At 71.6% G+C, this 20,672-nt stretch carries 14 protein-coding genes and 1 riboswitch; of the genes, 9 read left to right on the top strand and 5 right to left on the bottom strand.

What is annotated here, in order from left to right:
• Nucleotides 1-36: 36 nt before the first annotated feature.
• Nucleotides 37-699 carry a TetR/AcrR family transcriptional regulator C-terminal domain-containing protein gene (locus tag ACWEJX_RS10325; protein WP_451607086.1) on the top strand — a complete coding sequence of 221 codons (663 nt, stop codon included), beginning with the start codon at nt 37-39 and terminating at the stop codon, nt 697-699.
• A gap of 128 nt (nt 700-827) precedes the next feature.
• On the opposite strand, the gene ACWEJX_RS10320 is transcribed toward ACWEJX_RS10325, so the two are convergent.
• Nucleotides 828-3,284 carry a DNA gyrase/topoisomerase IV subunit A gene (locus ACWEJX_RS10320; RefSeq protein ID WP_451607085.1) on the bottom strand — a complete coding sequence of 819 codons (2,457 nt, stop codon included), beginning with the start codon at nt 3,282-3,284 and terminating at the stop codon, nt 828-830.
• A 196-nt stretch (nt 3,285-3,480) separates the two neighbouring features.
• On the opposite strand from ACWEJX_RS10320, the gene ACWEJX_RS10315 reads away from it, so the two are divergent.
• The 4 genes from ACWEJX_RS10315 (at nt 3,481) to ACWEJX_RS10300 (ending at nt 8,236) form a co-directional block, all read left to right on the top strand.
• Nucleotides 3,481-4,833 carry a M16 family metallopeptidase gene (locus ACWEJX_RS10315; protein ID WP_451607084.1) on the top strand — a complete coding sequence of 451 codons (1,353 nt, stop codon included), beginning with the start codon at nt 3,481-3,483 and terminating at the stop codon, nt 4,831-4,833.
• Between the two features lie 26 nt (nt 4,834-4,859).
• Entirely contained in the window at nt 4,860-6,227 is a 1,368-nt protein-coding gene (locus ACWEJX_RS10310; RefSeq protein ID WP_451607124.1) for a M16 family metallopeptidase, read from the top strand.
• Between the two features lie 196 nt (nt 6,228-6,423).
• Nucleotides 6,424-6,588: riboswitch (cyclic di-AMP (ydaO/yuaA leader) on the top strand.
• Nucleotides 6,589-6,601: 13 nt separating this feature from the next.
• Nucleotides 6,602-7,372 carry a M23 family metallopeptidase gene (locus ACWEJX_RS10305; protein WP_451607083.1) on the top strand — a complete coding sequence of 257 codons (771 nt, stop codon included), beginning with the start codon at nt 6,602-6,604 and terminating at the stop codon, nt 7,370-7,372.
• 180 nt (nt 7,373-7,552) lie between these two features.
• Nucleotides 7,553-8,236: a GntR family transcriptional regulator gene (locus ACWEJX_RS10300; RefSeq protein WP_451607082.1), complete on the top strand. Its 684-nt coding sequence runs from the start codon at nt 7,553-7,555 to the stop codon at nt 8,234-8,236.
• A 218-nt stretch (nt 8,237-8,454) separates the two neighbouring features.
• Here the strand turns inward: ACWEJX_RS10300 and ACWEJX_RS10295 are convergent, their stop codons facing one another.
• Nucleotides 8,455-8,736, bottom strand: coding sequence for an HPr family phosphocarrier protein (locus ACWEJX_RS10295; protein WP_356073485.1), 282 nt, complete (start codon nt 8,734-8,736; stop codon nt 8,455-8,457).
• Nucleotides 8,737-8,827: 91 nt separating this feature from the next.
• Between ACWEJX_RS10295 and ACWEJX_RS10290 the strand changes: the two genes are divergently transcribed.
• The 4 genes from ACWEJX_RS10290 to ACWEJX_RS10275 all read left to right on the top strand — a co-directional run bounded on the left by ACWEJX_RS10290 (nt 8,828) and on the right by ACWEJX_RS10275 (nt 14,349).
• Nucleotides 8,828-11,770: a bifunctional acetate--CoA ligase family protein/GNAT family N-acetyltransferase gene (locus ACWEJX_RS10290; protein ID WP_451607081.1), complete on the top strand. Its 2,943-nt coding sequence runs from the start codon at nt 8,828-8,830 to the stop codon at nt 11,768-11,770.
• 44 nt (nt 11,771-11,814) lie between these two features.
• Complete coding sequence (locus ACWEJX_RS10285; RefSeq protein ID WP_451607080.1) at nt 11,815-12,417, top strand: DUF5998 family protein; 603 nt, start codon at nt 11,815-11,817, stop codon at nt 12,415-12,417.
• Nucleotides 12,417-13,625: an alkaline phosphatase family protein gene (locus ACWEJX_RS10280; protein WP_451607079.1), complete on the top strand. Its 1,209-nt coding sequence runs from the start codon at nt 12,417-12,419 to the stop codon at nt 13,623-13,625. Before ACWEJX_RS10285 ends, ACWEJX_RS10280 begins: the two co-directional genes overlap by 1 nt.
• A gap of 73 nt (nt 13,626-13,698) precedes the next feature.
• Complete coding sequence (locus ACWEJX_RS10275) at nt 13,699-14,349, top strand: thymidine kinase (protein ID WP_451607078.1); 651 nt, start codon at nt 13,699-13,701, stop codon at nt 14,347-14,349.
• An 88-nt stretch (nt 14,350-14,437) separates the two neighbouring features.
• On the opposite strand, the gene ACWEJX_RS10270 is transcribed toward ACWEJX_RS10275, so the two are convergent.
• The 3 genes from ACWEJX_RS10270 to ACWEJX_RS10260 all read right to left on the bottom strand — a co-directional run bounded on the left by ACWEJX_RS10270 (nt 14,438) and on the right by ACWEJX_RS10260 (nt 20,438).
• Entirely contained in the window at nt 14,438-17,377 is a 2,940-nt protein-coding gene (locus ACWEJX_RS10270; RefSeq protein WP_451607077.1) for a toll/interleukin-1 receptor domain-containing protein, read from the bottom strand.
• A 112-nt stretch (nt 17,378-17,489) separates the two neighbouring features.
• Nucleotides 17,490-18,182: a hypothetical protein gene (locus ACWEJX_RS10265; RefSeq protein WP_451607076.1), complete on the bottom strand. Its 693-nt coding sequence runs from the start codon at nt 18,180-18,182 to the stop codon at nt 17,490-17,492.
• Between the two features lie 126 nt (nt 18,183-18,308).
• Nucleotides 18,309-20,438 (bottom strand): hypothetical protein, encoded by a 2,130-nt coding sequence (locus ACWEJX_RS10260; protein ID WP_451607075.1) that lies wholly within the window; start codon nt 20,436-20,438, stop codon nt 18,309-18,311.
• Nucleotides 20,439-20,672: the final 234 nt, after the last annotated feature.

Genomic DNA, 20,672 nt, shown 5'->3' with positions numbered 1-20,672 from the left:
AACACCGTTAAGCTGTCAAGGGGATAACGTGGCGGCGTGGCGACGAAGAAGACGACCCGGCTGGAACCGGAGACGGTGGCGGAGACCGCCCTGCGCCTGCTGAACGAGCGCGGCCTCGACGGGCTGACGCTGCGCGCGATCGCGCAGGAGCTGAACGTCCAGGCGCCCGCGCTCTACTGGCACTTCAAGAACAAGCAGGCGCTGCTCGACGAGATGGCGACGGTCATGTACCGGCGGATGGTCGCCGACCCTGCGGCCCGGCCGGACGGCGAGCTGACCTGGCAGGAGCGGCTCCTCGCCGCCAACCGCGGCCTGCGCGCCGGGCTGCTGCGCTACCGCGACGGCGCCAAGGTCTACAGCGGCGCCCGCTTCACCGGCACCGACTTCGCCGCCGACATGGAGCACCAGCTCGGCGCGCTCGTCGACGCGGGCTTCTCGCTGCGCGAGGCGGTGCGGGCCAGCACCACGGCGTACATGTTCACGCTGGGCTTCGTCACGGAGGAGCAGGGCACCGAGCCGGTGCCCGGCGAGCCCCGCGAGGGCTTCGACGTCGAGCAGCGCGCCCAGCGGCTCGCGGACTACCCGCTCGCGGCCGCGGCCGGCGCGGAGCTCTTCGCCGACTACGACGACCGCTTCGAGGAGGGGCTGCGGCTGATCATCGCCGGGATCGAGGCGACGTACACGCCCGCCCGCTCCTGACGGGCCGGCCCCGGCCCTCACCACCCCGGAAACAACGACCCGCACCGACCCCGGAAACCACGACGCCCCCTGTCCCTCGCGATCACGCGGGACAGGGGGCGTCCGTACGGAACAGTCGGAACCAGCGGTCAGCCGATCGGTCCGGCCAGGACGTCCACCGGCTTCGCCAGCGGCGTGCCCGAGCCGTCGCGGCGTGGGTCCGGCTCAGGGAGCTCCACCGGGGTGCCGTTCTTCTGCGCGGCGCGGGCCGGGGTGGCGCCCGCCCAGGCCAGGACCAGGACGTCCTCGCCCTTCAGGAAGCGCTGGCAGCGCACGCCGCCGGTCGCGCGGCCCTTGCGCGGGTACTGGTCGAACGGGGTCAGCTTGGCCGAGGTGGGCGCGCCGGCGTCCAGCGTGCCCGTCGAGCCGGCCACCGTGAACACCACCGCGTCCGCCGCCGGGTCCACCGCCGTGAAGGAGAGGACCTCGGCGCCCGCGCTCAGCTTGATGCCCGCCATGCCGCCGGCCGGACGGCCCTGCGGCCGGACCTGGGAGGCCGGGTAGCGCAGCAGCTGGGCGTCGGAGGTGATGAAGACGAGGTCCTCCTCGCCGGTGCGCAGCTCGGTCGCGCCGACGATCCGGTCACCCTCCTTGAGGGTGATGACCTCCAGCTCGTCCTTGTTCGCCGGGTAGTCCGGCACCACGCGCTTCACCACGCCCTGCAGGGTGCCGAGCGCCAGGCCGGGCGACTCCTCGTCGAGGGTGGTCAGGCACAGCACCGTCTCGTCCGCCTCCAGGGACACGAACTCCGACAGCTGCGCCCCGCCGGCCAGGTTCGGCGCGGCGGCCGTGTCCGGCAGCTGGGGCAGGTCGATCACGGCGACCCGCAGCAGCCGGCCGGCCGAGGTCACCACACCGATGTCGCCGCGCTGAGTGGCGGCCACCGCGGAGACGATCACGTCGTGCTTGGCCCGCTTGCCGTCCTGCGGGGTCGGCAGCGCCTCCGTCACCGTACGGGCGAGCAGGCCCGTGGAGGAGAGCAGCACCCGGCACGGGTCGTCCGCGACCTCCAGGGACGTGGCCGCGACCGGCGCGCCCGCCGACTCCAGGAGGACCGTGCGCCGGTCGGTGCCGAACTTCTTGGCGACTGCCGCCAGCTCGGCCGACACCAGCTTGCGCAGCTCCGCGTCGGACTCCAGGATCCGGGTGAGCTCCTCGATCTCCTCGGTGAGCCGGTCGCGCTCGCTCTCCAGCTCCAGCCGGTCGAACTTGGTGAGCCGGCGCAGCGGGGTGTCCAGGATGTACTGCGTCTGGATCTCGCTCAGCGAGAAGCGCTCCATCAGGCGCGCCTTGGCCTCCGCGGAGTTCTCGCTCTCCCGGATCAGCCGGATGACCTCGTCGATGTCGATCAGCGCGACGAGCAGGCCCTCCACCAGGTGGAGCCGGTCGCGCCGCTTGCCGCGGCGGAACTCGGAGCGCCGCCGGACCACGTCGAAGCGGTGGTCGAGATAGACCTCCAGGAGCTCCTTGAGGCCCAGCGTGAGCGGCTGGCCGTCGACCAGCGCCACGTTGTTGATGCCGAAGGACTCCTCCATGGGCGTCAGCTTGTAGAGCTGCTCCAGGACGGCCTCCGGCACGAAGCCGTTCTTCACCTCGATGACCAGGCGCAGGCCGTGGTTGCGGTCGGTGAGGTCCTTGACGTCGGCGATGCCCTGGAGCTTCTTCGAGCCGACCAGGTCCTTGATCTTGGAGATGACCTTCTCGGGGCCGACCGTGAAGGGCAGTTCGGTGACCACGATGCCCTTGCGGCGGGCCGTCACGGTCTCGATCGTGGTCGTCGCGCGGATCTTGAAGGTGCCGCGGCCCGACTCGTACGCGTCCCGGATGCCGGACAGGCCGACGATCCGGCCGCCGGTCGGCAGGTCCGGGCCGGGCACGAAGCGCATCAGCGCTTCCAGGTCCGCGTTCGGGTGGCGGATCAGGTGCCGGGCGGCCGCGATGACCTCGCCCAGGTTGTGCGGCGGCATGTTGGTCGCCATGCCGACGGCGATCCCGGAGGCGCCGTTGACCAGCAGGTTCGGGTACGCGGCGGGCAGCGCGACCGGCTCCTGCTCCTGGCCGTCGTAGTTCGGGGCGAAGTCGACGGTGTCCTCGTCGATGGACTCCGTCATGAGGAGCGCGGCGGGGGCCATCCGCGACTCCGTGTACCGCATGGCGGCCGGCGGGTCGTCGTTGCCGAGCGAGCCGAAGTTGCCGTGGCCGTCCACCAGCGGGAGCCGCATCGAGAACGGCTGCGCCATGCGCACCATCGCGTCGTAGATCGACGCGTCGCCGTGCGGGTGCAGCTTGCCCATGACCTCGCCGACGACGCGGGCGCACTTGACGAAGCCGCGCTCGGGCCGCAGGCCCATCTCGCTCATCTGGTAGACGATGCGGCGCTGCACGGGCTTCATGCCGTCCCGGGCGTCGGGCAGCGCGCGCGAGTAGATCACCGAGTACGCGTACTCGAGGAAGGAGCCCTGCATCTCGTCGACGACGTCGATGTCGAGGATTCGCTCCTCGAACGCGTCGTCCGGCGGCGGTGTCTTCGTGCTGCGGCGGGCCATCGCGGCTGCGGCTCCTTCACCAACAAGGGTTGATCTGACGCGGACCATTGTGGACCGTGCCACCGACAACGCCGACCTCGACCCGGAAGAGGGACATCCGAAGCGGTCGGGAACTTCGCCAGGTGGCGGCGCGCTTGCATACAGTGGCAGGACTTTTCCGCTCCGCACTTTCCGCACAGCGATCGAAGGGACGTACATGCCCATGGGTCACACGGCCACGGCCTCGGCCGGCTCCGGCGGCCTGACAGCGACCGAGCACCGGCTGTCCAACGGCCTGCGCGTCGTGCTCTCCGAGGACCACCTGACCCCGGTCGCCGCGGTCTGCCTCTGGTACGACGTCGGCTCGCGCCACGAGATCAAGGGCCGCACCGGCCTCGCCCACCTCTTCGAGCACCTGATGTTCCAGGGCTCGAAGCAGGTCCACGGCAACGGGCACTTCGAGCTGGTGCAGGGCGCCGGCGGCTCGCTCAACGGCACGACGAGCTTCGAGCGCACCAACTACTTCGAGACCATGCCCGCCCACCAGCTGGAGCTCGCGCTCTGGCTGGAGGCGGACCGCATGGGCTCGCTGCTCGCCGCCCTGGACGACGAGTCCATGGAGAACCAGCGCGACGTCGTCAAGAACGAGCGCCGCCAGCGCTACGACAACGTGCCGTACGGCACCGCTTTCGAGCGCCTGACCGCCCTCGCGTACCCCGAGGGCCACCCGTACCACCACACGCCGATCGGCTCCATGGCCGACCTCGACGCCGCCACGCTCGAAGACGCGCGGAACTTCTTCCGTACGTACTACGCGCCCAACAACGCGGTCCTCTCGGTCGTCGGCGACATCGACCCGGAGCAGACCCTCGCCTGGATCGAGAAGTACTTCGGCTCCATCCCCGGCCACGACGGCAAGCCCGAGCCGCGCTCCGGCGAGCTGCCCGAGATCATCGGCGAGCAGCTGCGCCAGGTCGTCGAGGAGGAGGTGCCGGCCCGCGCGATGATGGCCGCCTACCGGCTGCCGCACGACGGCACGCGCGCGTGCGACGCGGCCGACCTGGCCCTGACCGTCCTCGGCGGCGGCGAGTCCTCCCGGCTGCACAACCGGCTGGTCCGCCGCGACCGCACGGCCGTCACCGCCGGCTTCGGCCTGCTGCGGCTGTCCGGGGCGCCTTCGCTCGGCTGGCTCGACGTCAAGACGTCCGGCGGCGTCGAGGTGCCCCAGATCGAGGCGGCCGTCGACGAGGAGCTGGCCCGCTTCGCCGCCGAGGGCCCGACGCCCGAGGAGATGGAGCGCGCCCAGGCCCAGTTGGAGCGCGAGTGGCTGGACCGGCTCGGCACGGTCGCCGGCCGCGCCGACGAACTGTGCCGGTACGCGGTGCTGTTCGGCGACCCGCAGCTGGCGCTGACCGCCGTCGACCGGGTCCTCGACATCACCGCCGAGGAGGTGCAGGAGGTCGCCAAGGCCCGGCTGCGCCCGGACAACCGCGCCGTCCTGGTCTACGAGCCCGTGGGCCAGGCCGACGACGCCGACGACAGCGACGAGGAAGAGGGAGCGGAGCAGTGACCGACGCTGCCGCGTCTTTGACGAGCATGGACTTCCACCCGCAGCCCCAGCCGGGCGTCGCCAAGCCCTGGGGCTTCCCGGCCCCGGAGCGCGGCGCGCTCGACAACGGCCTGACCGTGCTGCGCTGCCACCGCCCCGGCCAGCAGGTGGTGGCCGTCGAGATCTTCCTCGACGCCCCGCTGGACGCCGAGCCCGAGGGCCTCGACGGCGTCGCCACGATCATGGCCCGGGCGCTGTCCGAGGGCACCGACCAGCACTCCGCCGAGGAGTACGCCGCCGAGCTGGAGCGCTGCGGCGCCACCCTCGACGCGCACGCCGACCACCCGGGCGTACGGGTCTCCCTGGAGGTCCCGGTCTCCCGGCTCTCCAAGGGCCTCGGCCTGCTCGCCGAGGCGCTGATCGCCCCGGCGTTCGCCGAGTCCGAGGTCGAGCGCCTGGTGCGCAACCGGCTCGACGAGATCCCGCACGAGACGGCCAACCCGGGCCGCCGGGCCGCCAAGCAGCTCTCCAAGGAGCTGTTCCCGGCCTCCTCGCGGATGTCCCGGCCCCGTCAGGGCACCGAGGAGACCGTCGGGGCGATCGACGCCGCCGCCGTCCGCGCCTTCTACGACGCGCACGTGCGGCCGGCCGCGGCCACCGCCGTGGTCGTCGGCGACCTCACCGACGTCGACCTGGACAAGGTGCTCGCCGAGACCCTCGGCGCATGGACCGGCGCGCCGGCCGCGCCGCGCCCCATGGCGCCCATCACGGCCGACGACACCGGCCGGGTCGTCATCGTCGACCGTCCGGGCGCCGTCCAGACGCAGCTGCTCATCGGCCGCGTCGGCGCCGACCGCCACGACCGGGTCTGGCCGGCCCAGGTGCTCGGCACGTACTGCCTCGGCGGCACGCTCACCTCCCGCCTGGACCGCGTCCTGCGCGAGGAGAAGGGCTACACGTACGGTGTGCGCGCCTTCGGTCAGGTGCTGCGCTCGGACGAGGCGGGCCACGGCGCGTCGATGCTCGCCATCAGCGGCTCGGTGGACACCCCCAACACCGGCCCGGCACTTGACGACCTGTGGAAGGTGCTGCGCACCCTCGCCGCCGAGGGTCTGACCGACGCCGAGCGCGACGTGGCGGTGCAGAACCTGGTGGGTGTCGCCCCGTTGAAGTACGAGACCGCCGCCTCCGTCGCGGGCACGCTGGCCGACCAGGTCGAGCAGCACCTCCCGGACGACTACCAGGCGCACCTGTACGCGCGCCTGGCCGAGACCGGCACGGTGGAGGCGACCGCGGCCGTGGTCAACGCCTTCCCGGTGGACCGGCTGGTCACCGTCCTGGTCGGCGACGCCTCGCAGATCGAGGAGCCGGTGCGGGCGCTCGGCATCGGTGAAGTGACGGTCGTCACCGGCTGATTGAGCCCCCGTCACGAGGACCCTGACGACCTGGTTCGTCAGGGTCCTCGTCATTTGTCCGTATTGCGGGCGAGTGTTGGTGAATGCCCTGTGGCAAGTCTTACAAACTGGCGCGTCTGTTTGGCGATTGACTGAAGATCGGCCTAGCGTCGATGCGGCTGTTCGCCCGTTGCACGACGCCGCACCCGCGGCGAACGGACAGTCATCGCCGAGTCCCCGCAAGGCGCGAGCCTGGGGAGCCGGGGACCCACACGAAGTCCCTGGGGTGAATCGGACGCCTTCGCTCCGCGCGGAGGGGCCCGTAGGAGACCTTCCTGCTCCGAACCCGTCAGCTAACCCGGTAGGCGAGAAGGAAGGAAAGGATCAGCCACTTCATGGCGTTCACCCGTGCCACCGGGAAGCATCGTGGTCCGAGCCGTCTGACGCGCCGTGGCGCGGGCATCGCCGGCGTGGCGACGCTCGCCACCACCGGCGTCATCGGCACCCTCGCCTCCCCGGCGCTCGCCGCCGACACGGAGAGCCCCTCCCCGGAGGACACCGGCCTCACCCAGGTGATCACCGAGGAGTCCCTCACCCAGCACGTCGACGCCCAGGCCGCCGCCCAGGAGAAGCAGGCCTTCGAGGCCGCGGCCCGCGTCAAGGCCGCCGCCGAGGCGAAGCGCAAGGCCGAGGCCCGCGTCAAGGAGATCCGCGAGGCCAAGGAGCGCGCCGCCCGCGAGGCCGAGCGCAAGCGCCTGAACTCCTTCACGGCCCCCGTCGCCCACTCGTACGTCTCCACCGGCTACAACACCGGCGGCTCGCTCTGGTCCTCCGGCCACCACTCCGGCATCGACTTCCACGCCGCCTACGGCACCACGGTCGTCGCCGTCGGCTCCGGCACCGTCGTCGAGGCCGGCTGGGGCGGCGCGTACGGCAACAACATCGTCATCCGCATGAACGACGGCACGTACACCCAGTACGGCCACCTCTCCGCCATCCGTGTCCACGTCGGCCAGCAGGTCACCCCCGGCGAGCAGATCGGCGTCTCCGGCTCCTCCGGCAACTCGACCGGCCCGCACCTCCACTTCGAGGCCCGCACCAGCCCCGAGTACGGCTCGGACATCGACCCCGTCGCCTACCTGCGCGCCCGCGGCGTCGACGTCTGACGTCCGTCTCCCCGCTCAGGTCTCCCCGCTCAGCGCGAAGAAGCCCCGGCTCGAACGAGCCGGGGCTTTTTTCGTCCCTGAATTACCGGTCGGCATCGGAAATTCCCGCGTCCTGCAATAGAGTCGCCGGACGGGCTATGCCCGACGGGGTTCAGCGTGGAGAAAAAGCGGAGGTCGGACATGCGCATTCCCGCGCAGTCGGTATGCACGGCGATCCGGGACGACATCGTCTCCGGTGTGTACGCGCGGGGCGCCAGACTGACGGAGGAACAGCTCGCCCGCCGCTACGGGGTCTCCCGCGTCCCGGTCCGCGAGGCGCTGCGCACCCTGGAGTCCGAGGGCTTCGTCGTGACCCGCCGGCACGCCGGCGCCCAGGTCGCCGAACCCGGCGAGCAGGAGGCCGCCGACCTGCTCGACATGCGCTCCCTGCTTGAACCCCTCGGTGCCCACCGGGCCGCCCAGCGCCGCACCGAGGCCCACCTGAAGGTCCTGCGCGGCCTGGTCAGGCTGGGGCAGGAGAGGGCCCGGCACGGCCGGAGCGAGGATCTGCGCGCCCTGGACGGCTGGTTCCACGAGACGCTGGCGCAGGCCTCCGGCAGCCCGCCGCTCACCGCGCTGCTCACCCAGCTGCGGCAGAAGATCGCCTGGATGTACGCGGCCGAGCCGGCCGACCGGCCCGCCGACTCCTGGGCCGAGCACGGTGCGATCGTGGACGCCGTGGCCCGCGGCGACGCCGAGCGGGCCCGGGCCCTCACCGCGCTGCACGTGGAGCGGGCGGCGCCGCGACTCCGGCTGAAACATCCGGAGCGTACCCGTGTGAGGGTTTCGCAACATGCCGTAAACAATTCGGGAGCGCGGAATTAACATGCGCACCGTATACAAAGAGGCGGGCAATTCGGCGGGCTCTGTTTCAGGCTGCCCGAAATGAATTCCCGTGCGTTTTCGTCGCGCTGATGGAAAGTCGCGCTGATGGAAAAGAGCCGCGCCCGCCGGATGACCGGTGGGCGCGGCTCTTTTCCGATCCGCCGCCGGGGACCGCCGGGGTCCACCGGGGACCGTCGGGGAGGACGGGGGAAGACGGGTCAGACGGTCTCGGGAAGCTCGTCGAGACCCTCGGCCACCAGCCGCGCCAGGCGGTCGAGCGCGGCCTCGGCGCCGTCGGCGTCCGACGCGAGCACGATCTCCTCGCCGCCCTGCGCGCCCAGGCCGAGCACCGCGAGCATGGACGCGGCGTTGACGGGGTTGCCGTCGGCCTTGGCGATCGTCACGGGGACGCCGGAGGCCGTGGCGGCACGGACGAAGATGGAGGCGGGGCGGGCGTGCAGGCCCTCGGCCCAGCCGACGTTGACGCGGCGCTCAGCCATGGTGGTAGCCCTTCAACATTCAGCGGTTGTCTAGACCAGTCTCTCACACGCGACCGGTGTCACTGTCGTACCCCGGCCGTACGCTTTTCCCATGCAGAGCGCGTCGGAACAGCCCGAACAGCCGGAGCACGCGTACCCGGACCACTGGGAAGCGGACGTGGTCCTCCGGGACGGCGGCACCGCGCGCATCCGCCCCATCACCGCCGACGACGCCGAGCGACTCGTCAGCTTCTACGAGCAGGTCTCGGACGAGTCGAAGTACTACCGCTTCTTCGCGCCCTACCCCCGGCTGTCCGCGAAGGACGTGCACCGCTTCACCCACCACGACTTCGTGGACCGGGTCGGCCTCGCCGCGACCGTGGGCGGCGAGTTCATCGCCACCGTGCGCTACGACCGGATCAGCCCCGACGGGCGCCCGGCCTCCTTCCCTGCCGACGAGGCCGAGGTCGCCTTCCTGGTCCAGGACGCGCACCAGGGCCGCGGGGTCGCCTCCGCCCTCCTGGAGCACATCGCGGCGGTCGCGCGCGAGCGCGGGATCCGGCGGTTCGCGGCCGAGGTGCTGCCCGCCAACACCAAGATGATCAAGGTGTTCACGGACGCCGGTTACACCCAGAAGCGCAGCTTCGAGGACGGCGCCGTCCGCCTCCACCTCGACCTGGAGCCCACCGACCGCTCCCTCGCCGTCCAGCGCGCCCGGGAACAGCGCGCCGAGGCCCGCTCCGTGCAGCGGCTGCTCGCCCCCGGCTCCGTCGCCGTGATCGGCGCCGGCCGCACCTCCGGCGGGGTCGGCCGGGCCGTGCTGCGCAACCTCCTGGACGGCGGCTTCACCGGCCGCGTCCACGCCGTCAACGCCGCCCTGGGCGCGACCGGCCCGGGGGAGGGGCCGCACGAGCTGGAGGGCGTGCCCGCCTTCCGGTCCGTCGGCGACATCGGCGCGCCGGTCGACCTCGCCGTCGTCGCCGTGCCCGCCGAGCGCGTCCCCGAAGCCGTGGCCGACTGCGGCGAGCACGGCGTGCGCGGCCTGGTCGTGCTCTCGGCCGGATACGCGGAGAGCGGCGCCGAGGGCCGCGAGCGCCAGCGCGCCCTGGTCCGCCAGGCCCGCTCGTACGGCATGCGGGTCATCGGGCCCAACGCCTTCGGCATCATCAACACGGCCGACTCCGTCCGGCTGAACGCCTCCCTCGCCCCGCAGATGCCCGCGGCCGGACGCATCGGGCTCTTCGCCCAGTCCGGCGCCATCGGCATCGCCCTGCTCGCCGGCCTGCACCGGCACGGCGCCGGGGTCTCCTCCTTCATCTCCGCCGGCAACCGCGCCGACGTCTCCGGCAACGACCTCCTCCAGCACTGGTACGACGACCCCGCCACCGACGTCGTCCTGCTCTACCTGGAGTCGATCGGCAACCCGCGGAAGTTCACCCGGCTCGCCCGCCGCACCGCCGCCGTCAAGCCCGTCGTGGTCGTCAAGGGCGCCCGGCACAGCGGCAGTGCCCCGCCCGGACACCGCGTCCCCGTCACCCGTATCCCCTACGCCACGGTCTCCGCGCTGCTGCGCGAGGCCGGGGTGATCCGCGTCGACACCGTCACCGAACTCGTCGACGCCGGACTGCTCCTCGCCGACCAGCCGCTGCCCGCCGGACCCCGGGTCGCCATCCTCGGCAACTCCGAGTCCCTCGGCCTGCTCGCCTACGACGCCTGCCTCACCGAGGGGCTGCGCCCGCTGCGCCCCCTCGACCTGACCACCGGCGCCACCCCCGCCGACTTCCGCGCCGCGCTCGCCGCGGCCCTCGCCGACGACGCCTGCGACGCCGTCGTCGTCACCGCCATCCCCTGGGTGGGGGAGAACGGAGCCACCGAGTCCGGCGACGGCGAGGTCCTCGCCGCGGCCCTCCGCTCCGCCGTCGCCGCGGCGCCCGGCCCGGCCAAGCCGGTCGTCGTCGTCCACGTCGAGATGGGCGCCCTCGCCGAGGCACTGTCCGCCGCCACCCGCACCCGCCCGCCGAGACCCGCGCGACCCGCCGCCGAGCCGGCCCCCGGACCGTCCGCGACCGCCCCCGGACCGTCCGAGCCCGCCCCCGGACCGTCCGCGACCGACGCGACCGACGCGACCGAAACGGCCGACGCGGCCGACGTCGGAGCGGACGAGAGCCCCACCCCCGGTGCCATCCCCGCCTACCCCGCCGCCGAGCGCGCCGTCCGGGCCCTCGCCGAAGCCGTGCGCTACGCCCAGTGGCGCCGCCAGTCCGCCGCCGACCCCGGCCGGGTGCCCGAGTTCGAGCGGATCGACGAGACCGGCGCCGCCGCCCTGATCGAACGGGCCCTCGCCGAGAGCGCCGCCGACACCCGGGGCGTCACCCTCGGCGCCGAGGAGACCGCCGAGCTGCTCGGCCGGTACGGGATCGAGGTCCGCCCCACCCTGCCCGCGCCCACCCCCGACGAGGCCGTCCGGGCCGCCGCCCGCCTCGGCTTCCCCGTCGCCCTCAAGACCACCGCGCCCCATCTGCGCCACCGCCCCGATCTCGGCGGCGTCCGGCTCGACCTGGCCACCGAGGATCAGCTGCGCACCGCGTACGCCGAGCTGACCGAGACCCTCGGCAAGCCCGAGGAGCTCCAGCCGGTCGTCCAGGCGATGGTGCCGCGGGGTGTCGACACCGTCGTTCGGGCCGCCATCGACCCCGCCGTCGGCGCCGTGCTCTCCTTCGGCCTCGCCGGAGCCGCCTCCGAACTCCTCGGCGACATGGCCCACCGGCTGGTTCCGGCCACCGACCGGGACGCCGCCGAACTCGTCCGCTCCATCCGCACCGCGCCCCTGCTCTTCGGCTGGCGCGGCTCCGCACCCGTCGACACCCCCGCCCTCGAAGAGCTGCTGCTGCGCGTCTCCCGCCTCGTCGACGACCACCCCGAGGTCGTCGCCGTCTCCCTCGAACCCGTCGTGGTCGCCCCGCGCGGCCTCTCCGTCCTCGGCGCCACCCTCCGCCTCGCCCCGCCCCCGCCCACCACCGACCTCGGCCCGCGCCGCCTCCCGCCCAGCTATTGACGGGCAGGCCGGAAGGGGCCCCACAGCCCCGTAGGATGGAGTCCATGGCGAAGACCGGTACGACGACCCAGGGGCTGCGCGCGGCGATCGAGCGCAGCGGCTATTACCCGGCCCTCGTGGCCGAGGCGGTGGAGGCCGCCGTAGGCGGCGAGGCCGTCTCGTCGTACGTGGTCCACCAGGAGACCACCTTCGACGCCAACGAGGTGCGGCGCCACGTCACCGTCCTCGTCCTGACGGCCAACCGGTTCATCGTCAGCCACACCGACGAGCAGTCCGCCGACAACAGCTCGCCGACCCCGTACGCCACGACCTCCACCGAGTCCGTCAACCTCGACCGGATCTCGTCGATCGTGGTCAGCCGGGTCGTCGCCAACCCCGAGTCGTACACCCCGGGCACCCTGCCCCGTGAGGTCGTCCTCACCATCGGCTGGGGCGCCGTCTCCCGCATCGACCTGGAGCCGGCCGCCTGCGGCGACCCGAACTGCGACGCCGACCACGGCTACACCGGCAGCTCCACCGCCGACGACCTCAGCCTGCGGGTCAGCGACGCCGGTGACGGACCCGACACCGTCCGGCAGACCCTCGCCTTCGCCCAGGCCCTGTCCGCCGCCACCGCCGCGGGCCCGTCCACCCCCGCCGCCCGCTGATGGTCCAGCCCGCCACCGTCGCCCAGGGCTGGCCGGACGACGAACCGATTCCGCTCGACCCCGCCACCGCGCCGCTGCCCGCGTACGGCGCCGGCGCCCTCGGCGACCTGCTGCCCACCCTCGTCGCCGGTCAGGGCGTGCCCGGCTTCGACGCCCGGATCACCGAGCTCACGCCCGCCGACCGCAACTGCGTCTTCCTCATCGACGGGCTCGGCTGGGAACAGATCAAGGCCCACCCCGACGAGGCGCCCTATCTGACCTCACTGCTCGCCGGCTCGCGCGGCGGCACCGGACAGCCCCTCACCGCGGGCTTCCCCGCCACCACGGCGACCTCGCTCGCCTCGGTCGGCACCGGCCTGCACCCCGGCGCCCACGGTCTGCCCGGCTATACCGTGCGCAACCCGGAGACCTGCGAGCTGATGAACCAGCTCCGCTGGAAGCCCTGGACCGCGCCGCGGGTCTGGCAGCCGTACCCCACCGTCTTCCAGCTCGCCCACGAGGCCGGCGTCCACACCGCGCAGGTCTCCTCGCCGATCTTCCAGGACACCCCGCTCACCAAGATCGCGCTGAGCGGCGGCACCTTCCACGGCCGCCTCTCGGGCGAGGAGCGGATGGACTTCGCCGCCGAGCAGCTCGCCGCCGGCGACCGCTCGCTCGTCTACACGTACTACAGCGAGCTCGACGGCGCCGGACACCGCTTCGGCATCGACTCCGACGCCTGGCGCGGCCAGCTGATGTTCGTCGACCGGCTGGTGCAGCGGCTCGCCGAACAGCTCCCGCCGCGCGCGGCCCTCTACGTCACCGCCGACCACGGCATGGTCGACATCCCCTTCGACGAGGACCACCGGATCGACTTCGACGAGGACTGGGAGCTGCGCGCCGGAGTGGCCCTGCTCGGCGGCGAGGGCCGCGCCCGGCACGTCTACGCCGTCCCCGGCGCCGCGGCCGACGTCCTCACCTGCTGGCGCGAGGTCATCGGCGACCGCTTCTGGGTGGCCGGCCGCGACGAGGCCATCGCCCTCGGCTGGTTCGGCGAGCAGGTCGACGAGCGGGTGTACGGCCGGATCGGCGACGTGGTCGCCGCCGCCCAGGACGACCTGGCCATCACGGCCTCCGTCAACGAGCCGAACGAGTCCGCCATGGTGGGCATGCACGGGTCGATGACCCCGGCGGAGCAACTGGTGCCGCTCCTCGAAGTCCGCTCCTGAGCCCCGGCTCGCCCCGCCTTCCCGCTCCCTCCCGTCCCTTCTCTCCCGATCCCCGAAAGGTCCTCGACCTGCCATGCCCGAGCTGGTGTTCTTCTCCGGAACGATGGACTGCGGAAAGAGCACACTCGCTCTCCAAATTGCGCACAACCGTTCGGCTCGCGGCCTGCAGAGCCTGATCTTCACGCGGGACGACCGCGCGGGGGAGGGCAAGCTGTCGTCGCGGCTGGGGCTGGTGACCGATGCGGTGGAGGCCACGCCCGAGCTGGATCTCTACGGGTTCGTGGTGGAGCTCATGTCGCGGGGCGGCAAGGTCGACTACGTCATCGTGGACGAGGCTCAGTTCCTGCCGACGGAGCAGATCGACCAGCTCGCCAGGATCGTGGACGACCTGAACCTCGACGTCTTCGCGTTCGGCATCACGACCGACTTCCGCACGAGGCTCTTCCCGGGATCGCAGCGGCTGATCGAGCTCGCGGACCGGGTGGAGACGCTGCAGGTCGAGGCGATGTGCTGGTGCGGCGCCCGTGCCACCCACAACGCCCGCACGGTGGGCGGCGAGATGGTCGTCGAGGGCGAGCAGGTCGTGGTGGGCGACGTGGGCGGGACCACCGAAGTCATCGGATACGAGGTCCTCTGCCGACGACATCACCGCAAGCGGATGACGAGCGCGACTGCGCGCGCGGCGGCACTGTCGCCCGATGTACTGCCGGTCACGTCAGGCTGACCGCGCGGCCGCCGCCGGGTGCGCTGACATCCGGCGGCGACGTACAGATCGCGAACAGCGACGCCTCGTGTCGTTCGCGGTGGCGCGTCTATGTGCAGGACCGCGGCGGTTCGCCATGGCGCGGTGTGAACTCCCGCCATTCGCGCGCGGTCAGGCCACCGCCCGCGATCCGGCACAGGGCGGTGCGCCAGTGCTCGGGACTCAGATCCCACAGGGTCGTCCCCTCGGCCGTGACGACGGCCGCGGTGTCTCCGGATCGGCTGCCCGCGGCAGCCAGCGGGGTCCCGCTGCCCCAGGGAGACGTCCACGTCGGTCCGGGCCCGCCGCTGGCGACGTCATGGAAGGTGATTCCCTCCGGAGCGAACGAGATCAGTCGGTCAGCCGTACTGTCGGCGACCCAGCCGCTGAAGTCGTTCGGCCAGTCACCCGGAACGACAGACCTCCGGTGTCCGGTCTGGGCATCCCACAGCTCCACCCCCCTGGATTCCTCGCCGTCCGTCTGGGTACGGTCCGCCGTGAACTTCCAATGGACCACGTAGAGAATCACTGTCGAACCGTCAGGGCTCATCGCGAAGTCCGCGATGCCGGCGTCGGGAACGCGCAGCCGGACCGGTTCGGAGAGCTGACCCTTCTCTCCAGGCTGCCGGACTTCGACCAGGGCCTCCGGGGGCGTGGGGGCTTCGTAGCCGCTGACAGTCAGGGTTGCCAGGCGACGACCGCGAGGATCCGCCGCAAGTGACCCTACGCCCTCGAGAAACGGTCCCGGTCGGCCGTCCCGGTCCACCAGCCGGACTCCTTTGTCTGTGGCCACGGCCAGTGCGCCGGAAGACAGCTCGGCCACGCTGTACAGTTCCCGGGCGCCGAGCCGAGCGGCTGTCGTCTGCCAGACCGGGGTCAGGGGGGCGCGCCGCCAGTGGACGAGGCGGTACGTGTCCCCTGATAGGCCGATGGTCGTCAGACGGTGGCCGTCCGGAGAGAAGGCCAACCCCAGCCAGTCGGTGCCACGTTCGTCGCCAGGTGGAGAGTGGTCGACAAGCTTCGACCGCTTCGGGTTGTAGACGGCGATGCGGTTCTGTTCGAGCACGGCGAGTTGGTCGGCGTCGTCCCATTCCACCAAGGGCCGAGAGGCAGACGCGCCCCAGGGAAGTCGGCGGAACCTGTTGTCGTGCCCAGGAGTCGTCAGAGCGAGCTGGCGTTCGTCGGTTGACAGCACCTGGCCACCGTCGCTGCCGATGGCCAGAGCACGGGTGCTTCCCGCATGGTGGAACAGCTCGGTGTGCGAACCGGACCTCGGGTCCAGTGCGAACACCCGGCCATCGGCGCAGCCGACGACAGCAGTGCGTCCGCCGGCTGCGGCCCTGAGACCGTGGACGTCGCACCCGGTGGGCAGGGAGGCCCGGCCGCGACGCACCCCGTCGCTGGTGTCCACGAACTCCACACTGGCCCCCTGCACGGCCGCGATCCGGCTGCCGTCGGGGGAGAACGCCGCCGGCGCGCCGTGGACGGGGATCGCTTCGCCTTCCGGCAACCACTGCCGGCGCCGCACGTCCCAGACACGAACGACTGAGCGGTCCCGGTCGATGTCCGTCGACAGGGCGAGCACGTGTCGGCCATCGGCGGAGAACGCGACGTCGTCGATCCTCAGTCGCGGGCTGAGAGGCGGCGCCGCGGAGAGCGACCCCTGCTCGGGATCCCACAGGCTCAGGCCATTGCCACCGACCGGCTCCGCAAGCACGGCGCCTTCGTCTCCCGTGTCGATGCCACCGGGCGCCGCGATCAGGGACGTGTCCGGAGCGATGGCGAATGCGGCCCCGATCCCGGCTTGGTGCGGTCCTTCCCGGCCGCCGTCGGCGAGGTTCCAGCTCCGGATTCCGTGGCCGATCTGGGAGGCGAACAGCCATCGTCCGTCGCGGCTGAAAGCCAACTGGTCCATGTCGCCCCACCCTTCCCCGCCGGCACCCGGTGGGGCGTCTTCGGAAACCGGTGCGGACAACAGATGCACTCGACGTGGTGCGTCCGCGTCCCAGACCTCGATGGTCGAGCCGTCGTGTCCACTGAACGCGAAGAGGTGGTCCGGGCCCACCGCGGCGGCGACGAAGGAGACCGTCCCGTCCACCTGGTGGTTCCGTATGAATCGGACGTGCCGCATCTGGTCCATGCGCTGGGTCATGGCGTTCGTGGACTCCGAGGTCGGTTCCATGGCGTAAGCGGCGACGGCGAGCCTCGCCGCCAGCACCGGGTCATGTACGGCCTCTTCGGCCGAGCGGTGCGCCAGCGCCCGGGAGATCGCCAGCCGTTCCTGCGCGTCTGCCTCGTTCCTGGCCCCTTTCCACGCCCCCCACCCGATGAGCAGGACCATCGCCATGAAGAAGACGAACAGGGAGAAGTTCCATCGGCGCCGGCGCCGTTCCTCCTTGAGGAGAACCTCGACCTTCTCGTTGTAGACATGTGCTGCCAGCTTGCAGACGGCGGTGTGGCCGGACGGCAGCAGAAGCGCGACGCCGGGGTGGATCAGCCGCCGGCGCTTGTAAGGCCGCAGATCCTCCCATCTCGGCTCCTGCGTGAAGAACCCGTACAGGGCGGCAGGTACGGCGTCGGACTCGTCCCTCTTGAAGTCCCCCGCTTCTCCGTCCCACTTCAGTTTTCCGCCTGTGTGGGCGATCAGGACGCGACGGTCGGCGCCCCCCTGGCGCCACCACTCGATCTCGCGGTTGGGCCACGTGGAGGCGACGGCCTCGGGGGAGGCGAGCAGGATCATCGTGCGGGAGGCGTCGAGAGCCCGCTTCAGCTCGTCGGGCAGTTCGTCGCTCGCCGGGGTGGACCGCTGGTCGAGGTAGACGCGGAGCTGCGGCCGTCTCCGCCGTCGGTCGGTTCCTGGCAGTCTCGAACCGACCCGGCGCAGTGCCTGTCGCAGGGCGAGCGCGAGCGCTCGGTCCCTCGCGCTCGCGTACGAGATGAAGGCGTCGTATTCGTAACGCTCGTAGTCCTGGGACCGTTCGGACTTCGCGCGCCTCACACGCCACTTCACGCGGCCCCCTTCCTGCGCTCGAAAACCGGTTCTTCCCCTCCTGGCCGCCCGCCACACGGAGATCGTCCGGGACGGCCGGGCGCAGGCACGAGGGACGGGCCTCGGGACGTGGTCAGGGAGTGGCGGAGCGCTGCGGGTCCTGCGCCGGCACGCCGGCTGTGTGGCGGGCCGCATGCCAGGCGGACCTGCGCAGATGACGTTCGGGGTCGCGGATGCCCGCGATCTCACCCAGGCCGATGAAGTACGGCCGCAGATTGTGCTGGAGTTCGCGCAGGGCCTGCCGGAACTCCGCGTTGTCGGGCCACGCCGACTCGTCCTCCTCGGGGTGGGCCTCCTCGAAGGCGCGGAGCCGGGGATGCCAGACCGCCAGGAAGGGCGCGAGCTCGAAGTTGAGAATGTCCAGGATCAGTTCGTGGACTGAATCGCCGTCCGCCGGGGGAGGCGGAACGCTGCCGGACTCCAGGGGCTCGCGGTACATGTCGAACAGCGTCTTGAGGGACGTGAGGGCCTCGCGCAGATTGCCGCTTCCGTCTTCCAACGGACGGGTCGCCACACGCGTCGCCGCCTGGAAGAACAGGCGCAGCGCCGCCTGCCGCATGTCCGTGTTCGCCTTGAACGTCATTTCGCTGCCAGGAAGGACGAGCCGCACCTCGGTCAACTGGACCGACCTGCGATAGACATCGGCGCCGAGTGCGAGGGCGACACCGGCCACACCACCGACGGCGATGGAGAGTAACCGACCTCCCGTCTGGCTGATGGAGTACGCGGCGACGCCGACGACGGCACCGACCATCGCGGCCAGCACCGCCCGCCCCCCTGTGCGCACCGCAGCAGTGAAGGTCCACCCCCGACGCACCGTCACCTCATGTGTCCTTTCCCCGGGTTCGGCATCGCACGAACACCCGTACGTGCTGGTGGGGAATCTACCGGGTCACGTTCCCCGGCGGAGTCGCCCCAGACCGCGGCTTGCCAGGGCAGCGATCTCCTGAGGGTAGTGAGAACCGGCCAGTTGCCGGTTCTCCTCGTCGGTCAGGCCGTTGCTCAGACCCGCCCACTCGGGAGCGTCAGCGAGTGCCCGAAGCCGCTCCAGGCCGTCGACGAAGCGGGGATCGGGCGGGGTGGCGTCCGAGGGATGGGGTACCTCAGGCGCACCCCCCAGGCCGAGCGCCCTGGCGATCTCGGCGGTGACTCCGCCGTAGCCCGCAGCGAGATAGATGGGCAGCCCGGCTTCCAGGGCAAGCAGTGCTTCCTCCACGAGGCCGGGCAGGGCCCCACGGAACCCTCCTCGCTTGCCACCGAGGAGCAGGTGCGCGTCCGCGTGACGCATGAGGTAGCGACGCATGCCCGTGAGGGCACGATGCCTGATCTCGGCGTCGGCCTCGGGCGCGGGAGCCTCGCCCCGGCCGGCGGCAGGGTCGACCGGCTCCCCGTCGACACTCAGGCACACGATCTCGCCGTAGCGGCCGAACTGTTCTCGATGGAAATCGAGTTCCGACAGCGACAGTTTGCGGTGCTCGGTCCATGCGAGGCAGTTGAGCAACGGGCGGGACGAGGGGGCGTACGTCCGCATCTGCTCGATGAGGAAGAGGGTGTAGCCGTCCTGCCGCAGGTTTCCTCCGTAGGCCAGCTTGCCGCCCGCCGTCACGACGAGCTGCGCGAGTTCACCGAGGACCGTGCGGAACTGGGTTTCGGCCAGCCCCAGCCTGTCCAGGTCCGCACTCGTCGCGACCGAGATACTGATGCGCATTCCCTTCAAGGCATCAGTCGGCAGTGCGTCGGACATGTACGTCCCTCCGTTCTTGCGCATACGGTTCCGGTCCAGAGCGACGAACTGTTGCGGGGTCATGGACTCGAAGGCCAGCCCCCGCAACGAGGCGACATCCCGCAGTCGCGCTGCCTCGGTCGGCCGGACCGGGGCGCCGGAGTGCAGGACGCTGAACCGGTGCCTCGTGGACGGGGCCGTGGCGGTCTGTGCGTGTCTCTTCAGTTCCGCCGTGAGCGTTTCCGCTTCCGGCGCGTGGAAACTCATCCGGGTCGTCGACTCGTCGACGTACCTTCGCAAGGACGTGCTCTGGTGCCGCCATAGAGCGTACGACAGGTAGTCGTCGACCAGCAGGTTCACCCCTCGGAAGACGTCTTGTTCCGACCAGCCTTCTTCCAGCCGGCGCACAGGCACCCGACGCGCGTTGCCGGTGAGCGACGAGGCGCGCTTCTCGCCGTGCGTGAGGGCGTCGAGCATGACGATCGGGATCCCCGCCTGCTTCGCGGTCCACAGCTCCTCCAGGCACCAGTGGCGGGTGGAGTACAGATCGGTCATGACGGCCAGGAAGGCGCCGTGTCCCGCGCTCTCGTACAGCCGTCGGGTGAAGTCCTCGCCGGGTTGGAGGGAGACAGCGTCCAGGAAGGCGTGCACGCGTGTGCGCCCGATGACGGACATGACGAGGTCGGCGAGGGCGCCGGGGCCCACCGGCTCGTCAGGGGCCGCTGTCTGACGGGTGTGGCTGACGAACACCTGGAGCCGGCCGTCCCGGTCCGCCGCGACCAGTTGCGCGATGCCCTGCGTCAGCTCGCGGCAGAGCACCTCCGCCCACGGCTCGGGCGAAGCGCCCTCGGGCGTCCGGGGCGCGCCGATCCGTTGTTGGGGGAAGAGCGCCTCCAGCGCCGTGGGCCGGCCACCTGGTGTGGCCGCCCACACGGGAAACACGCCCACGTGACGTGGACTGTTCGTCCAAGCGTCCGTGACGGCCCGAGCGTATGCGTGCCACGGGCCCGAGGTGTCCTCCGCGGCCACGATCCACTCGTCGCCGAGTACCGGGACGACCACGGTGAAGTGTCCCTGTTCGGACCTTCCGGAATGCCGTTGTCCTTGGAACGGTATGGGCAGAGGGGCGTCATCCGGGCCGCGGAACCCCGCCGACCGGACGTAGGTTTCGACGGGGTTGCTGATCAGGCCGGTGCCGACGTCACCGCGGAAGTGCGCGCTCACCCGTTCCGCGATCCCCTGCCCCGACCGGTCTCCCGGATGCCACACGACGTAGATTTCGACGACGGGCCTGAGCACCCCTGTCCCCTTCCTGGAAATCCGACCCTCAAAGATGCCTGGAACGAGGGGGCTTGGCCATTCGCTGTGGCAGTGGAGGGTGATGAACCCCTGGCCGAGGGGATGGACAGCGTGGCGCTGGGGGGCGCTTTCCAGCCCTGTCTGGGCGCATACCTTCGCTTCGATTCCACCCGATCATCGTGGGCGCTATGTTGCTCACCCGAATGGGCGGCCTGGGCGAAGTCCGAGGGCGGG

This window comes from Streptomyces sp. NPDC004788 (genome assembly GCF_053601115.1).
The sequence above is the reverse complement of the archived record's forward strand: the minus strand, read 5'-3'. Positions and strand labels throughout refer to the sequence as shown.